This window comes from Stenotrophomonas sp. 220_Sma (assembly GCF_056487375.1).
Window position 1 is genome coordinate 850447 of record NZ_CM151348.1, and the last position, 23304, is coordinate 873750.

Genomic DNA, 23304 nt, shown 5'->3' on the forward strand with positions numbered 1-23304 from the left:
GCCGGCAACCCGCCTTCCCTGATGCGCCCCTTGCCGGCCAGCGGCCGGCACTACCCCGCAATCCATTCCCTCGTTCTGCTGGAGACGTACCCGATGAAACTGCGCCTGGCGCTGTCCGCACTGTTGTCCCTGCCCATGCTTGCCCAGGCCGCACCGGCGGCTTCACCGCTGCTGGTCATCCACGGCGGCGCCGGCGTCGAGCGCAAGGACCTGTCGCCGGCCGAGGAAAAGGCCGCACGTGACGCGCTGCGGGCGGCCCTGTTGAAGGGGCATGCGGAGCTGGCGGCGGGTCGCCCCGCGTTGGCTGCAGTCACCGCTGCGATCACCGTCCTGGAGGACGATCCCACCTTCAACGCCGGCAAGGGCGCGGTGTTCACCCATGACGGCCACAACGAGCTGGATGCCGCAGTGATGGACGGGGCCACCCAGGCGGCGGGCGCGGTGGCCGGCGTGCAGCGGGTGCGCAACCCGATCCTGCTGGCGCAGACCGTGATGCAGAAATCCAGGCACGTGATGATGGTGGGGCAGGGCGCCGAAGCCTTCGCGGTCGAGCAGGGGATGTCTCTGGTCGATCCCTCCTACTTCCGTACGGAGAAGCGTTGGCAGCAGCTGCAGCGTGCACTGAAGGAAGAGGCCAGTGGCCAGGCGCATGCCGACCTGGAGACTGCAAAGCACTTCGGGACCGTCGGTGCGGTCGCATTGGATGCGCAGGGGCACCTGGCCGCCGGTACCTCCACTGGTGGCATGACCAACAAGCGCTATGGCCGGGTGGGTGACTCGCCGATCATCGGTGCAGGCACCTGGGCCGATGCGCGCTGTGCGGTGTCCGGCACCGGCTGGGGCGAGTACTACATCCGCACCGCGGCCGCGCACGAGATCTGCGCACGCATGCGCTACCAGGGGCAGACGCCGGAACAGGCCGGCAAGGGTGTGATCAACGAGACGATTCCGCAGATGGGGGGGGACGGCGGTGCGATCGTGCTCGCTGCAGACGGAAAAATGGCCACGCCATTCAACACCCAGGGCATGTATCGGGGCTGGATCGGCGGCGACGGCGTCCCTCATGTCGCAATTTTCGCCAACGAGACCCTTGCGGTCCCGGGGCAATAACCTTGCGTATCAATGGGTTTGCGACAGCGTGTGAAAAAAGTGGAAAAAAGCGTTGACAGCCCCCCGTCCCATCAGCAGAATAAGCGGCTCACCACCACACACCGCAACGCTTCGGCGGCAACGGAATGGGGTGGTAAGGAGGGATACCCAAGCGGCCAACGGGGGCAGACTGTAAATCTGCTGGCTTACGCCTTCGGTGGTTCGAATCCACCTCCCTCCACCAGTTTCACGTTGTGACATTCCCGGCGCGGGAGTAGTTCAATGGTAGAACCTCAGCCTTCCAAGCTGATGGTGCGGGTTCGATTCCCGTCTCCCGCTCCATTGAATGAACTTTGAATATTATCGAGTTCATGTCATAATGCAAAACTCGGCTCACGTAGCTCAGTCGGTAGAGCACTTCCTTGGTAAGGAAGAGGTCGAAGGTTCGATTCCTTTCGTGAGCACCATCTTAAGCATCACCTCTCAGACGAATTCGAGATAAGCAGCCATGGCCAAGGGTAAGTTCGAGCGCACCAAGCCGCACGTCAATGTCGGCACCATCGGTCACGTCGACCACGGCAAGACCACGCTGACCGCCGCACTGACCAAGATCGGTGCCGAGCGCTTCGGTGGCGAGTTCAAGGACTACTCCTCGATCGACGCCGCGCCGGAAGAAAAGGCGCGTGGTATCACGATCTCGACCGCGCACGTCGAATACGAATCCCCGATCCGTCACTACGCCCACGTTGACTGCCCGGGCCACGCTGACTACGTCAAGAACATGATCACCGGTGCCGCCCAGATGGATGGCGCGATCCTGGTGTGCTCGGCCGCTGACGGCCCGATGCCGCAGACCCGCGAGCACATCCTGCTGTCGCGTCAGGTCGGCGTGCCGTACATCGTCGTGTTCCTGAACAAGGCCGACATGGTTGACGACGCAGAGCTGCTCGAGCTGGTCGAGATGGAAGTGCGTGAACTGCTGAGCAAGTACGAGTTCCCGGGCGACGACACCCCGATCATCGCCGGTTCGGCCCGCCTGGCGCTGGAAGGCGACCAGAGCGACATCGGCGTGCCGGCCATCCTGAAGCTGGTCGATGCCCTGGACAGCTGGATTCCGGAGCCGGAGCGCGCGATCGACAAGCCGTTCCTGATGCCGGTGGAAGACGTGTTCTCGATCTCGGGCCGCGGCACCGTGGTGACTGGCCGTATCGAGCGTGGCGTGATCAAGGTCGGCGACGAAATCGAAATCGTCGGCATCCGTCCGGTGCAGAAGACCACCGTGACCGGCGTTGAAATGTTCCGCAAGCTGCTGGACCAGGGTCAGGCAGGCGACAACGCTGGCCTGCTGCTGCGCGGCACCAAGCGTGACGACGTCGAGCGTGGCCAGGTCCTGGCCAAGCCGGGCACGATCAAGCCGCACACCAAGTTCGAAGGCGAAGTCTACGTCCTGTCGAAGGACGAGGGCGGCCGTCACACCCCGTTCTTCAATGGCTACCGTCCGCAGTTCTACTTCCGCACCACCGACATCACCGGCGCAGCTGCTCTGCCGGAAGGCGTCGAAATGGTGATGCCGGGTGACAACGTCAAGATGGTCGTCACCCTGATCAACCCGGTGGCAATGGACGAAGGCCTGCGCTTCGCCATCCGCGAAGGCGGTCGTACCGTCGGCGCCGGCGTGGTCTCGAAGATCATCGAGTAAGCCTGCAGTGCCGGTGGTTGCATAGCGCCGCCGGTTACGCGAATGGCGGGCCGGGAACCTCGGTCCGCCTTCGCCGTCTAAGGGAAGGCAAGTTTCAACACGTACGCCAGTAGCTCAATTGGCAGAGCAGCGGTCTCCAAAACCGCAGGTTGGGGGTTCGAGTCCCTCCTGGCGTGCCATCTGCCCACCTTATCCAGCGGCCTGGGCCGCTAAAGCAGACACAGCCGGATGAATAGCAAGATCGAACACTCCAAGGACAACTCCGCCAACGGCGGGGATATCGTCAAGTACGTCGCCGCATCGCTGCTGGTGCTGGCCGGTCTGTTCGTCTGGTTCTGGTTCTCCGCCGACTCCGGTCGCGCCACCCAGCTGGGTGCGTGGGCGGGTCAGCTGCGTGCGTTGGCGGTTGTGGTCGGTCTGGTTGGCGGTATCGGCGTGTTCATGCTGACCGGCAAGGGGCGCGACACCCGCGAATTCCTCTCCGAGTCGCGCTTCGAACTGCGCAAGGTGGTCTGGCCGACGCGCCAGGAAGCCATCCGCATGACCTGGGTCGTGATGGTGGTGGTGACCATTCTCAGTCTGTTGCTGGGTGGGTTCGATTACGTCATTCAGTGGCTGGTTCAGTTGTTCCTGAGCCGCTAAGGAGAATTGCATGAAGCGTTGGTACGTCGTTCACGCCTATTCGGGCTTCGAGAAGTCGGTGGCGCAGGCTCTGCGCGATCGCATCGTCCGTGACGGCATGGAAGAGCGCTTCGGCGATGTCCTGGTCCCGACCGAAGAAGTGGTCGAGATGCGCGCTGGCCAGAAGCGCCGCTCCGAGCGCAAGTTCTTCCCGGGTTACGTGCTGGTCCAGATCGAGACCCACGAAGAAGCCGGTATTCCGCGCATCGACAACGAAAGCTGGCACCTGGTCAAGGAAACCCCGCGCGTGATGGGCTTCATCGGCGGCACCGCCGACCGTCCGCTGCCGATCGCCGATTCCGAGGCCGAAGCCATCCTGAATCGCGTTCAGGAAGGTGTCGAGAAGCCGCGTCCGAAGGTGCTGTTCGAGCCGGGCCAGATGGTCCGCGTTACCGACGGCCCGTTCAACGATTTCAATGGCGTCGTCGAAGAAGTCAACTACGAGAAGAGCCGTCTGCGCGTCTCGGTGCTGATCTTCGGTCGTGCCACTCCGGTCGAACTCGAGTTCGGCCAGGTCGAAAAGGCTGTCTGACCTGTCGGTAGAGTCGAGCTTGCTCGACTTTGCTGATCAGTCGAGCAAGCTCGACTCTACGGAACCAGGAGCCGGGCCTTGCCCGGTTTCGTCCGTTTACGTGCCGCTTCAGGCATGTGAAGAAAAAACCTGATATAGTGCGCGGCTCCCCGCTGGGAAGCCAGCAGGACGAGGCCGCCGCAAGGTGGCCTTCAGCATGATTTCAAAACGCGATGCCGGGACGCGTGATTCCCGGTCCGATGGGGAGCCTGTTGTCGAAAGGCGCTAGCACCCGGAGAGTACTCACATGGCAAAGAAAGTTGTCGGTTACATCAAGCTGCAGGTGAAGGCCGGTCAGGCCAACCCCTCGCCGCCGGTCGGTCCTGCGCTGGGTCAGCGCGGTCTGAACATCATGGAATTCTGCAAGGCGTTCAACGCTGCCACGCAGAAGCTCGAGCCGGGTCTGCCGGTTCCGGTGATCATCACGGCCTACTCGGACCGTACGTTCACCTTCATCACCAAGAGCACCCCGGCCACCACCCTGCTGAAGAAGGCCGCTGGCATCTCGTCGGGCTCCAAGCGCCCGAACACCGAGAAGGTCGGCAAGGTCACCCGTAAGCAGCTGGAAGAGATCGCCAAGGCGAAGGAACCGGATCTGACTGCCGCCGACCTGGACGCCGCCGTGCGTACCATCGCTGGCTCTGCCCGTTCCATGGGCCTCGTGGTGGAGGGTTAATAAGATGGCACAGACCAAGCGTGAGAAGGCCATCAAGGCCGCCGTCGTTCCGGGCAAGGCATACGCCTTCGAGGACGCGATCAACATCCTGAAGAACGCCACCAAGGCCAAGTTCGTCGAGTCGATCGACGTCGCTGTGCGCCTGGGCGTCGATGCGAAGAAGTCCGACCAGCAGGTCCGTGGCTCCACCGTGCTGCCGGCCGGTACCGGCAAGTCGGTCCGCGTCGCCGTGTTCGCTCCGGCCGGTGCCAAGGCTGACGAAGCCCTGGCCGCTGGCGCCGAAGCCGTCGGTATGGATGATCTGGCCGAGAAGATGCAGGCCGGCGATCTGAACTACGACGTCGTCATCGCGACCCCGGACGCCATGCGCGTCGTTGGTAAGCTGGGCACCGTGCTGGGCCCGCGCGGCCTGATGCCGAACCCGAAGGTCGGCACCGTTTCCCCGAACCCGGGTGAAGCCGTGAAGAACGCCAAGTCGGGTCAGGTCCGTTACCGCACCGACAAGGCCGGCATCATCCACTGCACCATCGGCAAGGCCGACTTCGCCGAAGACGCGCTGAAGTCGAACCTGACCGCGCTGCTGCTGGACCTGATCAAGGCCAAGCCGGCCACCTCGAAGGGCACCTACCTGCAGAAGGTTTCGGTCAGCTCGACGATGGGCCCGGGCGTCACCGTCGACCAGTCGTCGCTGACCCTGAAGTAATTGTTTCAAGCGGTCACGGTACCTTCGGTGCCGTGACCGTGACATTTGAAGGCATCGCTGGCCGTACATCGCCCGCGGTAGCCGTCAAAGACCGCAGGCGCGGTCGTGGCAATACCGGCGACGGGCACGGAAGCTCGATCTGGCAAGGAGTCGCCGCCGGAGCAGTCATGAGCGCTTAATCGATTCCCCGGAATCACCCTGCGTAGATGGTGCCCTTCTGGAGTTTTTCTGGTTCACGCACGTCTGGGTTTCCCAGGTTGGCCCACTCCAGGTCTAGAACGGCCCACCCCCGGAACATCATCCCGATGTTCCCGGCGTCCAGGACGGATGCCGCACAGGACCGCACACGGCAGGAGCCGTAAGCGGAGTTCAATAGGAGGAGTGCAATGGCTCTCAATCTGTCCCAGAAGCAAGAAGTAGTCGCCGAGCTGGCAGACGTCGCCGCCAAGGCCCACTCCTTGATCGCAGCCGAATACGCTGGCACCACGGTCGCCCAGATGACCGCGATGCGCAAGCAGGCTCGTGAAACCGGTGTTTTCTTGAAGGTTGTCAAGAACACCCTGGCTTCGCGCGCCGTTGAAGGCACCGAGTTCGCAGTCGCCCAGGACCAGATGGTTGGTCCGCTGCTGTACGCGTTCTCGCTCGAGGAGCCCGGCGCTGCCGGTCGCCTGATCAAGGAAGCCGCCAAGGGCAACGACAAGCTGAAGGCTAAGGTCGTCGCCATCGGTGGCGAAGTGTTCCCGGCAAGCCACGTCGAAGTGCTGGCCTCGCTGCCGACCCGCGACCAGGCCCTGGCCATGCTGGCCCGCGTCCTGACCGAGCCGGTCACGATGTTTGCCCGCGCCATCAAGGCCGTTGGCGAGAAGCAGGGTGGTGGCGACGTCGCCGCCGACGCTGCCGAGCCGGCCGCCGAGACCGCCTGAGTTTCGACTTACCGTGGTTCCTGACGGAACCTCAACCCAGAAAATCATCCAAAGGTATTAATCATGTCCCTTACCAACGAACAGATCGTCGACGCCATCGCCGAGAAGTCCCTGATGGAAGTGATGGAGCTGGTCAAGGCCATCGAAGAGAAGTTCGGCGTCTCCGCCGCTGCTCCGGTTGCCGTGGCTGCTGCCGCTGGCCCGGCCGCTGCTGTTGAAGAGCAGACCGAGTTCACCGTCACCCTGAAGTCGGCCGGCGACAAGAAGGTCGAAGTCATCAAGGCCGTCCGCGCCATCACCGGCCTGGGCCTGAAGGAAGCGAAGGACCTGGCCGAAGCCGGTGGCGTCCTGAAGGAAGGCGCTTCGAAGGACGACGCCGAGAAGATGAAGAAGGACCTGGAAGCTGCTGGCGCGACTGTCGAAGTCAAGTAAGCAGTTACCTTGCATCGTCACCGATTCACGGCGATGCAGCCAAGGCTGGGGGCGTAAGCCCCCGGCCTTTGGTCGTTGTTGCAGTACCGGTAGGGTCGACTGTTGGTCGACTGTTTCAAAAGCAGAAAAAGCCCAACACGGGCTGCGGTCAGACCCCGGCAGGCCAGCGCAGAGCGCGGCAGCGGGGGAGTGGATGCAGACGAGTTGGCAGTTGGAAGTAGCGGGAGAAGGCGTGCTGGTGCCGGCAATACCAGCGACTTCCAACTGACAATTTCAAGTTCCCTTCGGATCGTGGGCGCACGATCCGCACAACAAGGTGGAAGACCTCATGACGTCCTATTCGTTCACCGAAAAAAAGCGTATCCGCAAGGATTTCGGCAAGCAGCGCTCGATTCTCGAAGTGCCGTTCCTGCTCGCCATCCAGGTGGATTCCTATCGTGAATTCCTGCAGGAAAACGTCGATCCGGCCAAGCGCACGGACCACGGCCTGCACGCTGCGCTGAAGTCGGTCTTCCCGATCGCCAGCTACAGCGGCAACGCTGCCCTGGAATACGTCGGCTACAAGCTGGGCGAACCGGTCTTCGACGAGCGTGAGTGCCGCCAGCGTGGCATGAGCTACGGCGCGCCGCTGCGCGTGACCGTGCGCCTGGTGATCTACGACCGTGAGTCGTCGACCAAGGCCATCAAGTACGTGAAGGAGCAGGAGGTCTATCTGGGCGAAATCCCGCTGATGACCGAGAACGGCACCTTCATCGTCAACGGCACCGAGCGCGTCATCGTCTCGCAGCTGCACCGTTCGCCGGGCGTGTTCTTCGACCACGACCGTGGCAAGACCCACAGCTCGGGCAAGCTGCTGTACAGCGCCCGCATCATTCCTTACCGCGGCTCCTGGCTGGACTTCGAGTTCGACCCGAAGGATGCGCTGTTCACCCGTATCGACCGTCGCCGCAAGCTGCCGGTGTCGATCCTGCTGCGCGCGCTCGGCTACAGCAACGAAGAGATGCTGGCCGAGTTCTTCGAGATCAACACCTTCCACATCAACCCGGATGAAGGCGTCCAGCTGGAGCTGGTGCCGGAGCGCCTGCGTGGCGAAACCCTGGGCTTCGACCTCGCCGACGGCGACAAGGTCATCGTGGAAGCCGGCAAGCGCATCACCGCGCGCCACATCAAGCAGCTGGAAGCCTCGGGCATCGCCGCCCTGGCCGTGCCGGACGACTACATCGTCGGCCGCATCCTGTCGCACGACGTGGTCGATGCTTCGACCGGCGAACTGCTGGCCCAGGCCAATGACGAGATCACCGACGAGCAGCTGCAGGCCTTCCGCAAGGCCGGTGTGGATGCCGTGGGCACCCTGTGGGTGAACGATCTGGATCGTGGCCCGTACCTGTCCAACACCCTGCGCATCGACCCGACCAAGACCCAGCTGGAAGCCCTGGTCGAGATCTACCGCATGATGCGTCCGGGCGAGCCGCCGACCAAGGATGCCGCGCAGAACCTGTTCCACAACCTGTTCTTCACCTTCGAGCGCTACGACCTGTCCGCGGTCGGCCGCATGAAGTTCAACCGTCGCGTGGGCCGCAAGGAAACCACCGGCGAAGCCGTGCTGTACGACCGCAAGTACTACGGTGAGCGCAACGACGAAGAGTCCAAGCGCCTGGTTGCCGCCCATGGCGACAGCTCCGACATCCTGGACGTGATCAAGGTCCTGACCGAGATCCGCAACGGTCGCGGCGTGGTCGATGACATCGATCACCTGGGCAACCGTCGCGTGCGTTCGGTCGGCGAAATGGCCGAGAACGTGTTCCGCGTGGGCCTGGTCCGCGTCGAGCGCGCGGTCAAGGAGCGCCTGTCGATGGCCGAGTCGGAAGGCCTGACCCCGCAGGAGCTGATCAACGCCAAGCCGGTTGCCGCTGCCATCAAGGAGTTCTTCGGCTCCTCGCAGCTGTCGCAGTTCATGGACCAGAACAACCCGCTGTCGGAAGTGACCCACAAGCGTCGCGTCTCGGCCCTGGGCCCGGGCGGCCTGACCCGTGAGCGCGCCGGCTTCGAAGTGCGCGACGTGCACCCGACCCATTACGGCCGCGTCTGCACCATCGAAACCCCGGAAGGCCCGAACATCGGCCTGATCAACTCGCTGGCCGTGTACGCCCGCACCAACCAGTACGGTTTCCTCGAGACCCCGTACCGCAAGGTCGTGGACGGCAAGGTCTATGACGAAGTCGAGTTCCTGTCGGCCATCGAAGAAAACGAATACGTCATTGCGCAGGCCAACGCCCTGACCAATGCCGACAGCGTGCTGACCGAGCAGTTCGTTCCGTGCCGCTTCCAGGGCGAGTCGCTGCTGAAGCCGCCGGCGGAAGTCCACTTCATGGACGTCTCGCCGATGCAGACCGTGTCGATCGCGGCCGCGCTGGTTCCGTTCCTGGAGCACGATGACGCCAACCGCGCACTGATGGGCGCCAACATGCAGCGTCAGGCTGTGCCGACCCTGCGTGCGCAGAAGCCGCTGGTCGGTACCGGCATCGAGCGCGCCGTGGCGCGTGACTCCGGTGTGACCGTGAACGCCCGTCGTGGTGGCGAGATCGTGCAGATCGACGCGGCCCGCATCGTGGTCAAGGTCAACGAGGAAGAGATCGTTGGCGCCACCGACGCAGGCGTGGACATCTACAACCTGGTCAAGTACACCCGTTCGAACCAGAACACCTGCATCAACCAGCGTCCGCTGGTCCAGGTGGGTGACGTCATCGCCCGCGGCGACGTGCTGGCCGACGGTCCGTCCACCGACATCGGCGAACTGGCCCTGGGCCAGAACATGCTGATCGCGTTCATGCCGTGGAACGGCTACAACTTCGAAGACTCCATCCTGCTCTCCGAGCGCGTGGTGGAAGAGGATCGCTACACCACGATCCACATCGAAGAGCTGACCTGCGTCGCGCGTGACACCAAGCTGGGGCCGGAGGAAATCTCGGCCGACATCCCGAACGTCTCCGAGCAGGCGCTGAACCGCCTGGACGAGAGCGGCGTGGTGTACATCGGTGCGGAAGTCCGCGCCGGCGACATCATGGTCGGCAAGGTCACCCCGAAGGGCGAAAGCCAGCTGACCCCGGAAGAAAAGCTGCTGCGCGCGATCTTCGGCGAGAAGGCTTCGGACGTGAAGGACAGCTCGCTGCGCGTTCCGCCGGGCATGGACGGCACCGTCATCGACGTGCAGGTCTTCACCCGCGACGGCATCGAGAAGGACAAGCGCGCTCGCCAGATCGAAGAGTCTGAAATCAAGCGCGTCAAGAAGGACTTCGACGACCAGTTCCGCATCCTGGAAGCCGCCATCTACATGCGTCTGCGTTCGCAGATCGTGGGCAAGGTGGTCAACGGTGGCGCTGGCCTGAAGAAGGGCGACGTCATCAGCGACGCGTTCCTGGACGGCCTGAAGAAGGCTGACTGGTTCGCCCTGCGCATGAAGGACGAGGACGCTTCGGAAGCCATCGAGCGCGCCCAGAAGCAGATCCAGGCGCACGAGAAGGAATTCGAGCGTCGCTTCGCCGACAAGCGCGGCAAGATCACCGCCGGTGATGACCTCGCCCCGGGCGTGCTGAAGATGGTCAAGGTGTTCCTGGCCGTGAAGCGCCGCATCCAGCCGGGCGACAAGATGGCAGGCCGCCACGGCAACAAGGGTGTGGTCTCCAACGTGGTGCCGGTCGAGGACATGCCGTACATGGCCTCGGGCGAAACCGTGGACATCGTGCTGAACCCGCTGGGCGTGCCGTCGCGTATGAACATCGGCCAGATCCTGGAAGTGCATCTGGGCTGGGCTGCCAAGGGCCTGGGCCGCAAGATCCAGGCGATGATGGAAGCCCAGGCGGCGGTTGCCGACCTGCGCAAGTTCCTGGACGACATCTACAACCACGACGACACCAACGTGGCCAACCGTGTCGACCTGTCGCAGTTCAGCGACGAGGAACTGCTGCGTCTGGCCCGTAACCTCACCGACGGCGTGCCGATGGCCACCCCGGTGTTCGACGGCGCCACCGAAGCGGAAATCAAGCGCATGCTGGAACTGGCCGACCTGCCGAGCAGTGGCCAGACCCAGCTGTACGACGGCCGCACCGGTGAAGCGTTCGATCGCCACACCACCGTGGGTTACATGCACTACCTGAAGCTGAATCACCTGGTCGACGACAAGATGCACGCCCGTTCGACCGGTCCGTACTCGCTCGTCACCCAGCAGCCGCTGGGCGGCAAGGCGCAGTTCGGCGGCCAGCGCTTCGGTGAAATGGAAGTCTGGGCGCTGGAAGCCTACGGCGCGGCCTACACCCTGCAGGAAATGCTGACGGTGAAGTCCGATGACGTGCAGGGCCGCAACCAGATGTACAAGAACATCGTCGACGGTGAGCACGAGATGGTCGCGGGCATGCCGGAATCCTTCAACGTGCTCGTGAAGGAAATCCGCTCGCTGGCCATCAACATGGAACTGGAAGACAACTGATCCATGCCGGCGCGGCGGCCTCTGCCGCCGCGCCGCTGGCAGTCAACTGAAAGCCCATCGACACAGCATTCCTCCTTCTGGAGAACACCATGAAAGACCTGCTCAACCTCTTCAACCAGCAGCGCCAGACGCTGGACTTCGACGCGATCAAGATCGCGCTGGCCTCGCCGGACCTGATCCGTTCGTGGTCCTTCGGCGAAGTGAAGAAGCCGGAAACCATCAACTACCGTACCTTCAAGCCGGAACGCGACGGCCTGTTCTGCGCCGCCATCTTCGGCCCGGTGAAGGACTACGAGTGCCTGTGCGGCAAGTACAAGCGCATGAAGCACCGCGGCGTGGTCTGCGAAAAGTGCGGCACCGAAGTGACCCTGGCCAAGGTGCGTCGCGAGCGCATGGGCCACATCGACCTGGCTTCGCCGGTCGCGCACATCTGGTTCCTGAAGTCGCTGCCGTCGCGCATCGGCCTGATGCTGGACATGACCCTGCGCGACATCGAGCGCGTGCTGTACTTCGAAGCCTACGTGGTGACCGAGCCGGGCCTGACCGCCCTGGAGCGCCGCCAGCTGCTGACCGAAGAACAGTACCTGCAGGCCCGCCAGGAGCACGGTGACGACTTCGACGCCGCGATGGGCGCCGAGGCCGTGTACGAACTGCTGCGCACGATCGACCTGCAGTCGGAAATGACCCGCCTGCGCGAGGAAATCGCTGCTACCGGTTCGGAAACCAAGCTCAAGCGCCTCACCAAGCGCATCAAGCTGATCGAAGCCTTCCTGGAATCGGGCAACCGTCCGGAGTGGATGGTCATGACCGTGCTGCCGGTGCTGCCGCCGGACCTGCGTCCGCTGGTCCCGCTGGATGGCGGCCGCTTCGCGACCTCCGACCTGAACGACCTGTACCGCCGTGTCATCAACCGTAACAACCGCCTGCGCCGCCTGCTCGAACTGAGCGCGCCGGACATCATCGTGCGCAATGAAAAGCGCATGCTGCAGGAATCGGTCGATGCGCTGCTGGACAACGGCCGTCGTGGCCGTGCCATCACCGGCACCAACAAGCGCCCGCTGAAGTCGCTGGCCGACATGATCAAGGGCAAGCAGGGCCGCTTCCGCCAGAACCTGCTGGGCAAGCGCGTCGACTACTCGGGCCGTTCGGTCATCGTGGTCGGTCCGTACCTGCGCCTGCACCAGTGCGGCCTGCCGAAGAAGATGGCGCTTGAGCTGTTCAAGCCGTTCGTCTTCGCCAAGCTGCAGCGTCGTGGCCTGGCCACCACCATCAAGGCCGCCAAGAAGCTGGTCGAGCGCGAAGAAGCCGAAGTCTGGGACATCCTGGAAGAGGTCATCCGCGAGCATCCGGTGATGCTGAACCGTGCGCCGACCCTGCACCGTCTGGGCATCCAGGCGTTCGAGCCGGTGCTGATCGAAGGCAAGGCCATCCAGCTGCACCCGCTGGTCTGCACCGCGTTCAACGCCGACTTCGACGGTGACCAGATGGCCGTCCACGTGCCGCTCTCGCTGGAAGCCCAGCTGGAAGCGCGTGCGCTGATGATGTCGACCAACAACATCCTGTCACCGGCCAACGGCGAGCCGATCATCGTGCCGTCGCAGGACGTCGTGCTGGGTCTGTACTACATGACCCGCTCGCTGGAAAACAAGAAGGGCGAGGGCATGGCCTTCGCCAACATCGCCGAAGTGAAGCGTGCCTACGACAACCGCGTGGTGGAACTGCACGCGCGCGTCAAGGTCCGCATCACCGAGGTGGTGACCGACGAAGACGGTGTGAAGCAGAACAAGACCTCGATCGTGGACACCACGATCGGTCGCGCCCTGCTGGCTGAAATCCTGCCGGAAGGCCTGCCGTTCGCGCTGGCCAACACCGAGCTGACCAAGAAGAACATCAGCCGCCTGATCAACTCCAGCTACCGCCAGCTGGGTCTGAAGGACACGGTCGTGTTCGCCGACAAGCTGATGTACACCGGCTTCGCCTACGCGACCCGCGCCGGCGTGTCGATCGGCATCGACGACATGCTGATCCCGGACGAGAAGAAGGGCATCCTCACCGAGGCTGAAGCCGAAGTGCTGGAAATCCAGGAGCAGTACCAGTCGGGCCTGGTCACCGCCGGCGAGCGCTACAACAAGGTGGTCGACATCTGGTCGCGCACCAACGAGCGCATCGCCAAGGCGATGATGGACACCATCGGTACTGAAAAGGTCGTCAATGCCAAGGGTGAGACCATCGACCAGAAGTCGATGAACTCGCTGTACATCATGGCCGACTCCGGTGCGCGTGGTTCGCAGGCGCAGATCCGTCAGCTGGCCGGTATGCGTGGCCTGATGGCGCGTCCGGACGGCTCGATCATCGAGACGCCCATCAAGGCGAACTTCCGCGAAGGCCTGAACGTGCAGGAGTACTTCAACTCCACCCACGGTGCCCGTAAGGGTCTGGCCGATACCGCGCTGAAGACCGCGAACTCGGGTTACCTGACCCGTCGTCTGGTCGACGTGGCACAGGACGTGGTGATCACCGAGGTGGATTGCGGTACCACCGAAGGCCTGATCATGACCCCGATCGTGGAAGGCGGCGACGTGGTCGAGCCGCTGAAGGACCGCGTGCTGGGTCGCGTGGTTGCCGAGGACGTGTTCCTGCCGGGCAACGACGAAGATCCGATCGTCACCCGCAACACCCTGCTGGACGAAGCCTGGGTTGCCAAGCTGGAAGATGCCGGCGTGCAGACCATCAAGGTCCGCTCGACCATCTCCTGCGAATCGGCCTTCGGCGTCTGCTCGCGCTGCTACGGCCGCGACCTGGCCCGTGGCCACCTGGTCAACATCGGTGAAGCGGTCGGCGTCATCGCCGCCCAGTCCATCGGTGAGCCGGGTACCCAGCTGACCATGCGTACGTTCCACATCGGTGGTGCGGCGTCGCGAGCTGCTGCGGTCGACAACATCACCGTCAAGACCACCGGCTCGGTCAAGTTCAGCAACCTCAAGTCGGTCGAGCACGCCAATGGCTCGCTGGTGGCAGTGTCGCGCTCGGGCGAAATCTCGGTGCTCGATGCCCACGGCCGTGAGCGTGAGCGCTACAAGCTGCCGTACGGTGCGACCATCACGTCCAAGGACGGTGATGCGATCAAGGCTGGCCAGACCGTGGCCAACTGGGATCCGCATAACCACCCGATCGTGTCGGAAGTGGCCGGTTTCATCCGCTTCATCGACTTCGTCGACGGCATCACCGTCATCGAGAAGACCGACGAGCTGACCGGCCTGGCGTCGCGCGAAATCACCGATCCGAAGCGTCGTGGTACCCAGGCCAAGGACCTGCGCCCGATCGTGCGCATCGTCGACGCCAAGGGCAACGACCTGTCGATCCCGGGCACCGACCTGCCGGCGCAGTACCTGCTGCCGCCGCGCTCGATCGTCAACCTGCAGGACGGCGCTGCCGTCGGCGTGGGTGACGTGGTCGCCAAGATTCCGCAGGAAGCGTCGAAGACCCGCGACATCACCGGTGGTCTGCCGCGCGTGGCCGATCTGTTCGAAGCGCGCAAGCCGAAGGATCCGGCGGTGCTGGCCGAGCGTTCGGGCATCATCAGCTTCGGCAAGGACACCAAGGGCAAGCAGCGCCTGATCATCAAGGACACCGATGGTTCGGAGCACGAAGAGCTGATCCCGAAGTACCGCCAGGTCATCGTGTTCGAAGGCGAGCATGTCACCAAGGGTGAAACCATCGTGGACGGCGAGCCGAGCCCGCAGGACATCCTGCGCCTGCTGGGTGTCGAGCCGCTGGCGGCCTATCTGGTGAAGGAAATCCAGGACGTGTACCGCCTGCAGGGCGTGAAGATCAACGACAAGCACATCGAGGTGATCACCCGCCAGATGCTGCGCAAGGTCGAGATCACCGACCAGGGCAGCAGCAAGTTCCTGAACGGCGAACAGGTGGAGCGCCAGCGCGTTATCGAGGAGAATGCGCGCCTGTCGACCCGCAACGAGCTGCCGGCGCACTTCGATCCGGTCCTGCTGGGTATCACCAAGGCCTCGCTGGCGACCGAATCGTTCATCTCGGCCGCGTCGTTCCAGGAAACCACCCGCGTGCTGACCGAAGCGGCCGTCCGCGGCACCTCGGACAACCTGCGTGGCCTGAAGGAAAACGTCATCGTGGGCCGCCTGATTCCGGCCGGTACCGGCCTGGCGTACCACAGCAACCGCCGTCGCGGTGCTTCCGGTCTCACCGAGTCGGAAATGCAGACCCTGGCCGGCACCCCGGCTGCGGTCGAGGCACCGGTGGTTGAAGCCGAAGCTGAACAGGCCTCGGGCGAAGAATGAGGTATCCGGTCCGGCCGCTAGGCCGGACCACCCCATCGGTCCATCGATGGGATTGGGAAAGGGCAGGGAGATCGTCCGCGATCGACCCGGCCAACCTGAACGGGGTACATGGAGGCCCCCCAGTAACGTTCCGGGATCAGGAACGGGCTTGACAGGAGGCGTTTGACTGCTTTCCTGGCAGGTTGCTACAATCGTCTGTCTCAGCAGGCCAGAATTTTGGCCTGCTTTAACATTTCCGCATCTCTGGTCGGATTTTCCGGCCACCAATCAGAAGAACCTACTGATGGCGACGATCAACCAGCTGGTCCGCAAGCCGCGGCAAGCGACCACCTACAAGAGTGCCTCGCCGGCGCTCGACAAGTGCCCGCAGCGCCGTGGCGTCTGCACCCGTGTCTACACCACCACTCCGAAGAAGCCGAACTCGGCTCTGCGCAAGGTTGCCAAGGTCCGCCTGACCAACCAGGAAGAAGTGATTTCCTACATCGGTGGTGAAGGCCACAACCTGCAGGAGCACTCCGTGGTCCTGATCCGCGGCGGTCGCGTCAAGGACCTGCCGGGTGTGCGTTACCACACCGTTCGTGGCTCGCTCGACGCCGCCGGCGTTGCCAAGCGTCGCCAGGCCCGTTCCAAGTACGGCGCCAAGCGTCCGAAGGCATAAGGAGAGAGCACTATGTCGCGTAAGGGTAATACTCCGCAGCGTTCCGTCCTGCCCGATCCGAAGCACGGAAGCGAAACCATCGCCCGCTTCATCAACATGGTCATGCAGAGCGGCAAGAAGTCCGTCGCCGAAAAGATCGTGTACGGCGCCATGGACGTGATCACCGAGAAGAACAGCAGCGCCAACGCCATTGAACTGGTGCAGAAGGCTCTGGACAACGTCGCTCCGGCGGTCGAAGTCAAGTCGCGCCGCGTCGGTGGTGCCACCTACCAGGTGCCGGTCGAAGTGCGTTCGTCGCGCAAGATGGCCCTGGCCATGCGCTGGCTGATCGACTCCGCGCGCAAGCGTGGCGAGAACACCATGCCGAAGAAGCTGGCTGCTGAACTGATCGACGCCTCGGAAAACCGTGGCGGCGCCATCAAGAAGCGCGAAGAAACCCACCGCATGGCCGAAGCCAACAAGGCATTCGCCCACTACCGCTGGTGAGTTTGACGGCCTTGTAAAACAGGCAGGGCAGCACCACTTCGGTGCGTGCTGCCTCGCGGTCCCAGAAGGACTGCGCCAATCCGAAGGCCGCCGAAAGGCGGCGTTCGGCCATCCGAAATCCAAGAAATCTGAGAGGCTCCCGTGGCCCGTTCCACTCCCATCGAGCGTTACCGTAACTTCGGCATCATGGCTCACATCGATGCCGGCAAGACCACCACGTCCGAGCGCATCCTGTTCTACACCGGCAAGAGCCACAAGATCGGTGAAGTGCATGACGGCGCCGCCACCATGGACTGGATGGAGCAGGAGCAGGAGCGTGGCATCACGATCCAGTCCGCTGCCACCACCGCGTTCTGGAAGGGCATGGACAAGTCCCTGCCGGAGCACCGCTTCAACATCATCGACACCCCCGGGCACGTCGACTTCACCATCGAAGTGGAGCGCTCGCTGCGCGTGCTCGACGGTGCCGTCTTCGTCCTGTGCGCCGTCGGTGGCGTGCAGCCGCAGTCGGAAACCGTGTGGCGCCAGGCCAACAAGTACCACGTGCCGCGCATCGCGTTCGTCAACAAGATGGACCGTACCGGTGCCAACTTCCAGAAGGTCGTCGGCCAGCTGAAGGCCAAGCTGGGCGCGGTTGCCGTGCCGATGCAGCTGCCGATCGGCGCTGAAGACAACTTCAAGGGCGTCGTCGACCTGCTGAAGATGAAGGCCATCCACTGGGATGAAGCTTCGCAGGGCATGAAGTTCGAATACGGCGACATCCCGGCCGAACTGCAGGGCCCGGCTGAAGAGGCTCGCCAGTTCATGGTCGAGACCGCTGCCGAAGCCAGCGAAGAGCTGATGGAAAAGTACCTGGGCGGCGAAGAGCTGGCCGAGGCTGAAATCATCAATGCCCTGCGTACCCGCACCCTGGCCACCGAGATCGTGCCGATGTACTGCGGCTCGGCCTTCAAGAACAAGGGCGTGCAGGCCATGCTGGATGGCGTGATCCAGCTGCTGCCGTCGCCGGTCGACGTGCCGGACGTGAAGGGTGTGGACGTTGACGACGACACCGTCGAAATGACCCGCAAGTCGGACGACAAGGCTCCGTTCTCGTCGCTGGCCTTCAAGATCATCACCGACCCGTTCGTCGGCGCGCTGACCTTCTTCCGTGTCTACTCGGGCACCCTGAACGGTGGCGACACCGTGCTGAACTCGGTGAAGGGCAAGAAGGAGCGCATCGGCCGCATCCTGCAGATGCACTCGAACAACCGCGAGGAAATCAAGGAAGTTCTGGCCGGTGACATCGCCGCTGCCGTGGGCCTGAAGGACACCACCACCGGTGACACCCTGTGCGCCGTGGACGCCCCGATCATCCTGGAGCGCATGACGTTCCCGGAGCCGGTGATCTCGATGGCTGTCGAGCCGAAGACCAAGTCGGACCAGGAAAAGATGGGTCTGGCCCTGGGCCGTCTGGCGCAGGAAGATCCGTCGTTCCGCGTCAAGACCGACGAAGAATCCGGCCAGACCATCATCTCGGGCATGGGCGAGCTGCACCTGGACATCATCGTCGACCGCCTGAAGCGCGAGTTCAACGTTGAAGCCAACGTCGGCGCGCCGCAGGTGGCCTACCGCGAAACCATCACCCTGGCCGACGTCAAGTCGGACTACAAGCACGCCAAGCAGTCCGGTGGTAAGGGTCAGTACGGTCACGTCGTGATCGAACTGTCGCCGATCACCGCTGCCGACCGTGCCGATCCGAAGCTGGCTCCGGCCATCAAGGACGACTTCCTGTTCATCAACGACATCACCGGCGGCGTGATCCCGAAGGAATTCATTCCGTCGGTTGAAAAGGGCCTGCGCGAAACCATCACCAGCGGTCCGCTGGCTGGCTTCCCGGTCGTGGACGTCAAGGTGAAGCTGGTGTTCGGTTCGTACCACGACGTCGACTCCTCGGAAATGGCGTTCAAGCTGGCTTCGTCGATGGCCTTCAAGCAGGGCTTCGCCAAGGCCAAGCCGGTGCTGCTGGAGCCGATCATGAAGGTCGAGATCGTGACCCCGGAGGATTACCAGGGTGACGTGATGGGCGACGTCAGCCGTCGTCGCGGCGTGCTGCAGGGTTCCGACACCACCGGTGACGGTTCGGCCAGCATCATCAACGCGATGATCCCGCTGGGTGAAATGTTCGGCTACGCCACTGCGCTGCGTTCGCAGACCCAGGGCCGCGCCACCTTCACCATGGAATTCGATCACTACGAGCCGGCGCCGACCAACATCGCCGAAGCCGTCATGAAGAAGGGCTGAGCCTCGCTCAGCCTCTCTTGAAACCACTTACGAACAATCAAGGTATAGAACAATGGCAAAGGGTAAGTTCGAGCGCACCAAGCCGCACGTCAACGTCGGCACCATCGGTCACGTCGACCACGGCAAGACCACGCTGACCGCTGCACTGACCAAGATCGGTGCCGAGCGCTTCGGTGGCGAGTTCAAGGATTACTCCTCGATCGACGCTGCTCCGGAAGAAAAGGCGCGTGGCATCACGATCTCGACCGCGCACGTCGAATACGAATCCCCGGTCCGTCACTACGCCCACGTCGATTGCCCGGGCCATGCTGACTACGTCAAGAACATGATCACCGGTGCCGCCCAGATGGACGGCGCGATCCTGGTGTGCTCGGCCGCTGACGGCCCGATGCCGCAGACCCGCGAGCACATCCTGCTGTCGCGTCAGGTCGGCGTGCCGTACATCGTCGTGTTCCTGAACAAGGCCGACATGGTTGACGACGCCGAGCTGCTCGAGCTGGTCGAGATGGAAGTGCGCGAGCTGCTGAGCAAGTACGACTTCCCGGGCGACGACACCCCGATCATCGCCGGTTCGGCCCGTCTGGCGCTGGAAGGCGACCAGAGCGACATCGGCGTGCCGGCCATCCTGAAGCTGGTCGACGCCCTGGACAGCTGGATCCCGGAGCCGGAGCGTGCGATCGACAAGCCGTTCCTGATGCCGGTGGAAGACGTGTTCTCGATCTCGGGCCGCGGCACCGTGGTGACCGGTCGTATCGAGCGCGGCGTGATCAAGGTTGGCGACGAAATCGAAATCGTCGGCATCCGTCCGGTGCAGAAGACCACCGTGACCGGCGTTGAAATGTTCCGCAAGCTGCTGGACCAGGGTCAGGCAGGCGACAACGCTGGCCTGCTGCTGCGCGGCACCAAGCGTGACGACGTCGAGCGTGGCCAGGTCCTGGCCAAGCCGGGTTCGATCAAGCCGCACACCAAGTTCGAAGGCGAAGTCTACGTCCTGTCGAAGGACGAGGGTGGCCGTCACACCCCGTTCTTCAACGGCTACCGTCCGCAGTTCTACTTCCGCACCACCGACATCACCGGCGCAGCTGCTCTGCCGGAAGGCGTCGAAATGGTGATGCCGGGTGACAACGTCAAGATGGTCGTCACCCTGATCAACCCGGTGGCAATGGACGAAGGCCTGCGCTTCGCCATCCGCGAAGGCGGCCGCACCGTCGGCGCCGGCGTGGTCTCGAAGATCATCGAGTAATCTGGTAGTATCTGCGCCCCGATGTTGCCTGGGTAGGGCATCGGGGCGTATCAAATGGGAAAGCAGGCACAGGATGTGCCTTGTGTTCCCCGGACCAGGAAGGGTCAATGCCATTCAGGCGGCGTCAACAGGCGACTGTTGACAGCTGCCTTGCGTGCCATTATGCTTCTACGTCTGGGCAGGCCGGGTAACTGGTCTGCCTACGTTTTTGAGGTCTATGGAGTGACCTTGGCGGCCTGCAGGAGTGTGGGTCGTCCGTATTCAGGAATTTCATGGGGCAAAGCAACCCAGAGGCTTTGTCTGTCGCTCTTTTAACGAAGGAACCTACCGCCATGGCGGACCAAAAGATCCGGATCCGGCTGAAAGCGTTCGATCATCGTCTGATCGACCGTTCGGCCAGCGAGATCGTTGAAACGGCAAAGCGGACCGGCGCGCAAGTGCGTGGCCCGATCCCGCTGCCGACCAAGATCGAGCGTTATACCGTTCTCGTTTCCCCGCACGTCGACAAGGACGCGCGTGACCAGTACGAGACCCGCACGCACAAGCGCGTGCTCGATATCGTTGACCCGAATGACAAGACCGTGGACGCGCTGATGAAGCTCGAACTGGCTGCCGGCGTCGACGTTCAGATCAAGCTGACCTGAGGACTACGACCATGACGAAGAAGTATTCGTTGGGCTTCGTGGGCCGCAAGGCCGGCATGAGCCGCGTGTTCACTGAAGATGGCCGCTCCATCCCGGTGACCCTGATCGAAGCAACCCCGAACCGCATCGCGCAGATCAAGACCGTCGAAACCGACGGCTACAGCGCCGTGCAGGTGACCGTCGGCGCGCGTCGCGCTGCCCTGGTCAACAAGCCGGAAGCCGGCCACTTCGCCAAGGCGAAGGTGGAAGCGGGTCGTGGCCTGTGGGAATTCCGCGTTGAAGACGCGCAGCTCGGCGATTTCGCCGTTGGCGGCGAAGTCAAGGCGGACATCTTCGAAGTCGGCCAGATCGTCGACGTCCAGGGTGTCACCAAGGGTAAGGGCTTCCAGGGCACCATCAAGCGCCACAACTTCCGTATGGGCGATGCAACCCACGGTAACTCGCTGTCGCATCGCGCGCCGGGTTCGCTGGGTCAGCGCCAGACCCCGGGTCGCGTTTTCCCGGGCAAGAAGATGTCGGGCCACATGGGCGCGGTGCAGCAGAGCACCCAGAACCTGGAAGTGGTCAAGGTCGACGTCGAGCGCGGTCTGATCGCCGTTCGCGGCGCCGTTCCGGGCGCGGCGGGTGGCGACGTGATCGTCCGTCCGGCGAGCAAGGCATAAGGAGAGATGACGATGGAACTCGTTATCACGGGTAGCAACAACAAGGTCTCGGTCTCCGACGCCGTGTTCGGTCGCGATTTCAGCGAAGATCTGGTCCACCAGGTCGTCGTTGCCTACCGCAACGCCGGTCGCGCCGGCACCAAGGCACAGAAGACTCGCTCCGAAGTGGCTGGTACCACCAAGAAGTCGAAGAAGCAGAAGGGCGGCGGCGCGCGTCATGGCGCACTGACGGCTCCGATCTTCGTCGGCGGCGGTGTCACCTTCGCGGCCAAGCCGCGCAGCTTCGAGCAGAAGGTCAATCGTAAGCAGTACCGTGCCGCCATGTGCGCGATCCTGTCCGAGCTGAACCGTCAGGGCCGTCTGACCATCGTGGAGTCCTTCGACGTCGAAGTGACCAACACGAAGGGTCTGATCGCCAAGCTGGCCGGCCTGGAAGTGGGCAAGCGCCCGCTGATCGTCACCGAAGAAGCGTCCGAGCACCTGTACCTGTCCGCCCGCAATCTGCCGTACGTGCAGGTGCGTGACGTCCAGGGTCTGGATCCGGTCTCGCTGGTGGGTGCCGACACGGTCGTCATCACCGCTGACGCGGTCAAGAAGGTCGAGGAGTGGCTGGCATGAACAGCAACGAAAAAATCTTCAGCGTGCTGCGTGCCCCGCGTGTCTCCGAAAAGACCGCGCGCCTGCAGGAACTCTCCAACCAGTATGTCTTCGAAGTTTCGAACGAAGCCACCAAGGCCGATGTAAAGGCCGCGGTTGAGCAGCTGTTCGACGTCAAGGTCGAAGCCGTCAACGTGGTCAACGTCAAGGGCAAGAACAAGTCCTTCCGTAACCGTGCTGGCCGCCGCGGCGATTGGCGCAAGGCGTACGTTCGCCTGGCCGATGGCCAGTCGATCGATGTAACGGCCAAGGCCTGAGGTACATCCCATGCCATTGATGAAATTCAAGCCCACTTCCCCCGGCCGCCGTTCGGCCGTGCGCGTGGTCACTCCCGACCTGCACAAGGGTGCTCCGCACGCTGCGCTGGTCGAGTCGCAGAGCCGCTCGGGTGGTCGTAACCACCATGGTCGCATCACCGTGCGTCACGTCGGTGGTGGTGCCAAGCAGCACTACCGCATCATCGACTTCAAGCGCAACAAGCTGGGCATCCCGGCGCGCGTGGAACGCATCGAATACGATCCGAACCGCACCGCGCACATCGCTCTGCTGTGCTACGTCGACGGTGAGCGTCGCTACATCATCGCCCCGAAGGGCCTGAAGGCTGGTGATCAGGTGATCGCTGGTTCGGATGCCCCGATCAAGGCTGGCAACACCCTGCCGCTGCGCAACATCCCGGTCGGCACCACCATCCACTGCATCGAACTGAAGCCGGGCAAGGGCGCTCAGATCGCTCGCGCCGCTGGTGCGGCCGTGCAGCTGGTGGCTCGCGAAGGCATCTACGCCACCCTGCGCCTGCGCTCGGGTGAAATGCGTAAGGTTCCGGTCGAGTGCTGCGCCACCATCGGCGAAGTCGGCAACGACGAGCACAGCCTGGAAAAGCTGGGCAAGGCCGGTGCCAAGCGTTGGCGCGGCGTCCGCCCGACCGTTCGTGGTGCTGCCATGAACCCGGTTGACCACCCGCACGGTGGTGGTGAGGCGAAGGCCGGCCAGGGTAATCCGCATCCGGTCACCCCGTGGGGTGTCCCGACCAAGGGTTACAAGACGCGCCATAACAAGCGCACTCAGCAGTTCATCGTCCGCGATCGTAGGGGCTAATCGACC

The 23304-nt window shown here is 63.3% G+C and carries 19 protein-coding genes and 4 tRNA genes; all 23 read left to right on the forward strand.

Translation table 11 applies throughout. From position 1 onward, the window contains the following. Positions 1-93: 93 nt before the first annotated feature. The 23 genes from ACZLIB_RS03975 to rplB all read left to right on the forward strand — a co-directional run bounded on the left by ACZLIB_RS03975 (position 94) and on the right by rplB (position 23298). Positions 94-1110, forward strand: coding sequence for an isoaspartyl peptidase/L-asparaginase family protein (locus ACZLIB_RS03975; RefSeq protein WP_032130436.1), 1017 nt, complete (start codon positions 94-96; stop codon positions 1108-1110). A 137-nt stretch (positions 1111-1247) separates the two neighbouring features. Next, positions 1248-1333: transfer RNA gene (locus ACZLIB_RS03980), tRNA-Tyr, on the forward strand. Between the two features lie 24 nt (positions 1334-1357). Continuing rightward, positions 1358-1431: transfer RNA gene (locus ACZLIB_RS03985), tRNA-Gly, on the forward strand. Between the two features lie 49 nt (positions 1432-1480). Beyond that, positions 1481-1556: transfer RNA gene (locus ACZLIB_RS03990), tRNA-Thr, on the forward strand. 41 nt (positions 1557-1597) lie between these two features. Next, on the forward strand, positions 1598-2788 hold the full coding sequence (gene tuf, locus ACZLIB_RS03995; RefSeq protein WP_014036096.1) for an elongation factor Tu: 1191 nt from the start codon (positions 1598-1600) through the stop codon (positions 2786-2788). A gap of 103 nt (positions 2789-2891) precedes the next feature. Continuing rightward, positions 2892-2967, forward strand: a tRNA-Trp gene (locus ACZLIB_RS04000). A gap of 49 nt (positions 2968-3016) precedes the next feature. Beyond that, entirely contained in the window at positions 3017-3430 is a 414-nt protein-coding gene (gene secE, locus ACZLIB_RS04005; RefSeq protein WP_005408202.1) for a preprotein translocase subunit SecE, read from the forward strand. 10 nt (positions 3431-3440) lie between these two features. Then, the gene (gene nusG, locus ACZLIB_RS04010) at positions 3441-4001 is read left to right on the forward strand and encodes a transcription termination/antitermination protein NusG (RefSeq protein WP_004154362.1); all 561 of its coding nucleotides are present in this window, start codon (positions 3441-3443) and stop codon (positions 3999-4001) included. A gap of 286 nt (positions 4002-4287) precedes the next feature. Beyond that, positions 4288-4716: a 50S ribosomal protein L11 gene (gene rplK, locus ACZLIB_RS04015; RefSeq protein ID WP_004145248.1), complete on the forward strand. Its 429-nt coding sequence runs from the start codon at positions 4288-4290 to the stop codon at positions 4714-4716. Positions 4717-4720: 4 nt separating this feature from the next. Then, positions 4721-5419, forward strand: coding sequence for a 50S ribosomal protein L1 (gene rplA / locus ACZLIB_RS04020; RefSeq protein WP_248859368.1), 699 nt, complete (start codon positions 4721-4723; stop codon positions 5417-5419). A 386-nt stretch (positions 5420-5805) separates the two neighbouring features. Beyond that, positions 5806-6342: a 50S ribosomal protein L10 gene (gene rplJ, locus ACZLIB_RS04025; protein WP_010480377.1), complete on the forward strand. Its 537-nt coding sequence runs from the start codon at positions 5806-5808 to the stop codon at positions 6340-6342. A 63-nt stretch (positions 6343-6405) separates the two neighbouring features. After that, the gene (gene rplL / locus ACZLIB_RS04030) at positions 6406-6774 is read left to right on the forward strand and encodes a 50S ribosomal protein L7/L12 (protein ID WP_010480374.1); all 369 of its coding nucleotides are present in this window, start codon (positions 6406-6408) and stop codon (positions 6772-6774) included. Positions 6775-7102: 328 nt separating this feature from the next. Further along, positions 7103-11257, forward strand: a complete 4155-nt coding sequence (gene rpoB, locus ACZLIB_RS04035) for a DNA-directed RNA polymerase subunit beta (RefSeq protein ID WP_049401089.1) — start codon at positions 7103-7105, stop codon at positions 11255-11257. A gap of 89 nt (positions 11258-11346) precedes the next feature. Continuing rightward, positions 11347-15570 carry a DNA-directed RNA polymerase subunit beta' gene (gene rpoC / locus ACZLIB_RS04040; RefSeq protein ID WP_094002411.1) on the forward strand — a complete coding sequence of 1408 codons (4224 nt, stop codon included), beginning with the start codon at positions 11347-11349 and terminating at the stop codon, positions 15568-15570. A gap of 283 nt (positions 15571-15853) precedes the next feature. Beyond that, positions 15854-16228 (forward strand): 30S ribosomal protein S12, encoded by a 375-nt coding sequence (gene rpsL / locus ACZLIB_RS04045; RefSeq protein ID WP_004145320.1) that lies wholly within the window; start codon positions 15854-15856, stop codon positions 16226-16228. A gap of 12 nt (positions 16229-16240) precedes the next feature. Then, entirely contained in the window at positions 16241-16714 is a 474-nt protein-coding gene (rpsG, locus tag ACZLIB_RS04050; protein WP_004145321.1) for a 30S ribosomal protein S7, read from the forward strand. Between the two features lie 141 nt (positions 16715-16855). Continuing rightward, positions 16856-18997, forward strand: coding sequence for an elongation factor G (gene fusA / locus ACZLIB_RS04055; RefSeq protein WP_261727967.1), 2142 nt, complete (start codon positions 16856-16858; stop codon positions 18995-18997). Between the two features lie 52 nt (positions 18998-19049). Then, positions 19050-20240 carry an elongation factor Tu gene (gene tuf, locus ACZLIB_RS04060; RefSeq protein ID WP_004154360.1) on the forward strand — a complete coding sequence of 397 codons (1191 nt, stop codon included), beginning with the start codon at positions 19050-19052 and terminating at the stop codon, positions 20238-20240. Positions 20241-20572: 332 nt separating this feature from the next. Continuing rightward, positions 20573-20884: a 30S ribosomal protein S10 gene (rpsJ, locus tag ACZLIB_RS04065; protein WP_005408208.1), complete on the forward strand. Its 312-nt coding sequence runs from the start codon at positions 20573-20575 to the stop codon at positions 20882-20884. 11 nt (positions 20885-20895) lie between these two features. Next, on the forward strand, positions 20896-21546 hold the full coding sequence (gene rplC, locus ACZLIB_RS04070) for a 50S ribosomal protein L3 (RefSeq protein WP_004145336.1): 651 nt from the start codon (positions 20896-20898) through the stop codon (positions 21544-21546). 12 nt (positions 21547-21558) lie between these two features. Next, positions 21559-22164: a 50S ribosomal protein L4 gene (rplD, locus tag ACZLIB_RS04075; protein WP_004145337.1), complete on the forward strand. Its 606-nt coding sequence runs from the start codon at positions 21559-21561 to the stop codon at positions 22162-22164. Then, on the forward strand, positions 22161-22460 hold the full coding sequence (gene rplW / locus ACZLIB_RS04080; RefSeq protein WP_004145338.1) for a 50S ribosomal protein L23: 300 nt from the start codon (positions 22161-22163) through the stop codon (positions 22458-22460). The genes rplD and rplW overlap by 4 nt, the downstream gene beginning before the upstream one ends. Positions 22461-22470: 10 nt before the next feature. Further along, entirely contained in the window at positions 22471-23298 is an 828-nt protein-coding gene (gene rplB, locus ACZLIB_RS04085) for a 50S ribosomal protein L2 (RefSeq protein WP_004145339.1), read from the forward strand. The last annotated feature ends 6 nt before the right edge of the window (positions 23299-23304 follow it).